General features: G+C 71.3%; 2 protein-coding genes. Both read right to left on the bottom strand.

Going from position 1 to position 3,503, the window contains the following annotated elements; translation table 11 throughout:
- Positions 1-60: 60 nt before the first annotated feature.
- Positions 61-3,123, bottom strand: a complete 3,063-nt coding sequence (locus VGW35_09050; protein HEV8307804.1) for a glycosyltransferase family 2 protein — start codon at positions 3,121-3,123, stop codon at positions 61-63.
- Positions 3,090-3,503: hypothetical protein (locus VGW35_09045; GenBank protein HEV8307803.1), on the bottom strand; the 414-nt coding region annotated here is incomplete at its 5' end. The genes VGW35_09045 and VGW35_09050, both read right to left, overlap by 34 nt.

Genomic DNA, 3,503 nt, shown 5'->3' with positions numbered 1-3,503 from the left:
CTCCCCCGGCCACGACGACGGCCAAGACGAGGAGCGCCCATCCGGCCTGGCCGCGGAACCTCATCGGACCACGCGCCGACGAGTGATCCACAGCACGGCGAGCCACAACAGCGCCAGCGCGATCGCCTCCGAGGTCCGGATCCACTGAAGGGCATAGGTCAGGCGAACGGGCCCCGGCGCCGCATCGAACCCGACCCCCCAGCCGAACGCCGGCTCCGTCCCAAGGGTTCGTCCCCCCGTCTGCGCGCGCCAACCGCCTTCGTCTTGTTCAGAGACGAACCCGAACCCGCCGGTGGATGTGCCACCGAAGCCTCCCGGGAGCGAGGCGATCGACTTCACGTCGGGGGGAGGAAGGGAAGCGATCGGCTCGAGGTCGGTGCCGCCGGCCGCGTCGGCGAACGGGGGCGAGGAGGTCACGAACGCGACCGGCAGGACGCGCGAATTGTTGTAGATCACGAGCCCGCCGGCGGGGGTCAGGTTCAGGTCGAGCTGGGCGTCGAGCCTGGCCGCGGCCGCGGCGGGGAGATCGCCCTCTCCCGCCACGATGAACCGGATGGCGAGTGGGGAAAGGAGCGCGCCGCCGTGGCTCGTCTGGCCCGCGAGGAGCTCGGTGAGCGTCCGCCGAAGGTAGTCGTATCCCGCTCCCTCCTCGCGCCTTCCGACGTCCAGGGCGCTGATCCCGTCGCGGTCGGTGACGGCGAAGCGGACGGTCGCCGATCCGGCCTCCACGATCCCTGAAGGATCGCCACCCGGAGCCGGGAAGGGGTCGCCGCTCCGCCGACCGAGCCACAGGATCCGGAAGTCGCCCGGCTCGTTCGAGACGAGCGGCCATGCCGATGGCAACGCGTTCGGGCCGATCGTCCAGTTCCCCAGCGCCGCCTGGAAGGTCTGGCCCACCAGGCCGCCGGCGAGGAGCAGCGCGACGACGCCGGCGGCCACTTGCCGATACCCGAACGCCTCCCGCTCGATGCCCGACCCGATCGAGGCCAGGCCGTAGGCCACGACGGTTGCCTCGGCCACAGCGGCGAGTGCGAGATAGGCCGGGGCATTGGTGAAGGCCGCAGGCAAGTATCCGGCAGCGGAGGCCCACGCCAGGAACACGCCGCTGATGGCGGCAAGCGTCGCGCGCCAGGCCCGGCCCCGATACGGCGGCCCCACCAGGCTGAAGGCGATCAGGGCGGCGGCGGGGAGGAACCAGGCCACCGGCCAGGTCCCCGGACCCGTTCCCGGCGCCAGACGGGCTAACAGGGAGAAGCTCGGCTCGCCCACCAACGAGGAGAGCTCCGGGCCCGGAGACGTCACGATGTCCGGGACCACGGGCGCCAAGAGGATGCCCGCCACCGCGGTGGCCGCGACGGTCAGAGCCAGCCCACGGCTCCGTGTCCGGCCAGCGACGAGCTGGAGCGCGGCCAGCGCTCCGACCGGTAGGAGGATGCCGGGGAAGAACGCCACACCGATGGCCAGCGCGGCTCCCATACCCACCACGAAGCGGAAGGGAGGACCCGGCGAGCCGCGCCCGAAGGCGGCGTCGAGCCGATCCGCGACTGCTGGCAACACCGCCAGCGCCACGAGCACCTCGATCCGCCCCTCGGAGAACGCCCAGAAGACCGTGGCCGAGAGCGCGTAGGCGCCCGCCGCGACGACGGCGGCTACCCGTTGCCCGGTCTGGCGAAGCATCGAGCGGTATAGGACGAGGCCGGCGACCGGCGGCAGGCAGACCAGCAGGAGCTTCTGGGCCACGCCGGTGCTAGCGAACGCGACCGCCGACAGCCCGCCCAGGGCGCCGAGCGCGGGGCTCGCGGCTTGGGACCCCCCGAGCACGGTGGTCCGGAAGCCCGAGACGAGCTCGTGAAAGAACCCCGTGGGCCCCGCAGGAAACGTGGCGAGGGCCCCGCCCTGCAGGACCTCCGGTCCCACCAGGAACCGGAAGGCCAGCGCCATGATCCCGAGGCCCAGAGTCCAGGCCACCAAGGCGGGATGCTGGCCCGCGAGCGACGCGAAGCGAGCGCGGACCGGTGCCCGCTCCGCCTCCTCCTCCAGCTCGATCTGCTCCCCCAGGATGCGTTCGGCCTCCACGAACCACCTCGGAGGACGGAAGAACTCCGACTCCATGAACCGACGGATGAGCCGATCCGGGACCCTCCGCACCGACTGGGCCCTCACACGCCGGCGGACCGTCGAGGGCAGGTGGGCTAGGTTCCACGCCCATGCGGCGAGCAGCTCGTAGGCCTCCTCCAGCCGGCGGGCCACCCCGAGGTAGGCCAGGCGCGCGGCCTCGATCACGACATGGAGGGGAAGGAGCCACAGGAGCGAGAGGGCCCCGTAGTTCTTCAGCATGGAGGCTACCGCCACCCGCTCGGCGTGGTACTGGGGGCCGCGTTCGTGAGCCACGGCCCGCTCTCCGCCCTCCCCACGGTGCCGGGCTTGGGCGAGCGGCGTCATGAGGACCCGGAAGCCGGCCAGGCGGGCCCGCCAGCAGAAATCCAGATCGTCGTGATGCCCGCCGAAGCGCTCGTCGAAGGGACCCGTCCGCTGCCAGGCCTCCCGGGAGATGAGCATGGCGCAGGACGAGACGTACAGGACCTCGAGGATCCGGTCGTACTGGCCCTGGTCCAACTCCCCGTCCTGCAACGGCGTATGGGGATGGCCGAACCGGTCGGTGGAACGCCCCACCTCGCGGAGCATTGCCGGGTCGTCCCAGTCTACGACCTTGGGCCCGACGATGCCGACCCGCTCCACTCCCCGCAGGCCCTCGGCGGCCTCCACCATGAAGGTCACCGCGTCGGACGCCAGGGCCGCGTCGTCGTGCAGGACGAGGACATAGTCGGCGGCCCTGGCCACGGGGAGGTCCAGGGCCGCACGCAACGCGCCGGATAACCCCCGGTCCTCTGGGAGGACGATGAGCCGTTGCGGCCCCAGGGCTTGCTGGAGGATCTCGCGAGACCCGTCCCTCGAACCACCGTCGACGGCGATCACGCCGAGCTTGGGATGAGTCTGGCCAGCCAGGGAGCGGAGGTTCTCCCTCAGCCAGCGAGCTCCGTTGCTCACCACCAGCACCACGAGGACGCTCGGGGTGCGGACGGCGTCGGCTACCGGAGTGTGATCGGCTGTTGTGGTGACCATCGGCTGCGCGTGCGCGGCGCGCAGCCTAGCACGCAACGGGCTCCGAAAACCGAGGAAGGGGGGCCGATGCGCCCCCCTTCCCGGAGAAAACGGGTGAAGCCGCGGGCTACTTCTTCTTCGCGGCGGTCCGCTTCTTCGCCATCGACGGCTTCGCGGTCCGCCTCTTCGAGGTCCGCTTCCTCGCCGTGGTGCTCTTCTTCGCTGTGCTCCGCCGCTTCGCGGTCCGCTTCCTTGCCGCTGGCTTGCGCGCCGCGGTCTTTCTCTTCGCGGTCTTCCTCTTCGCGGTCTTCCTCTTCGCGGTCCGCTTCTTGGCCGTCTTCTTCGCGGCCGTCTTCCTCTTCGCGGTGGATCTCTTCTTTGCGGGAGACATCGGTCACCCC

This window comes from Candidatus Methylomirabilota bacterium, from assembly GCA_036005065.1.
Classification (GTDB): Bacteria; Methylomirabilota; Methylomirabilia; order Rokubacteriales; family DASRDR01; genus DASYQW01.
The sequence above is the reverse complement of the archived record's forward strand: the minus strand, read 5'-3'. Positions and strand labels throughout refer to the sequence as shown.

What these genes read in the sequence shown, in the direction of transcription:
- VGW35_09050 (HEV8307804.1), bottom strand. Translation starts at nt 3,123, where the DNA reads ATGGTCACCACAACAGCCGATCACACTCCGGTAGCCGACGCCGTCCGC.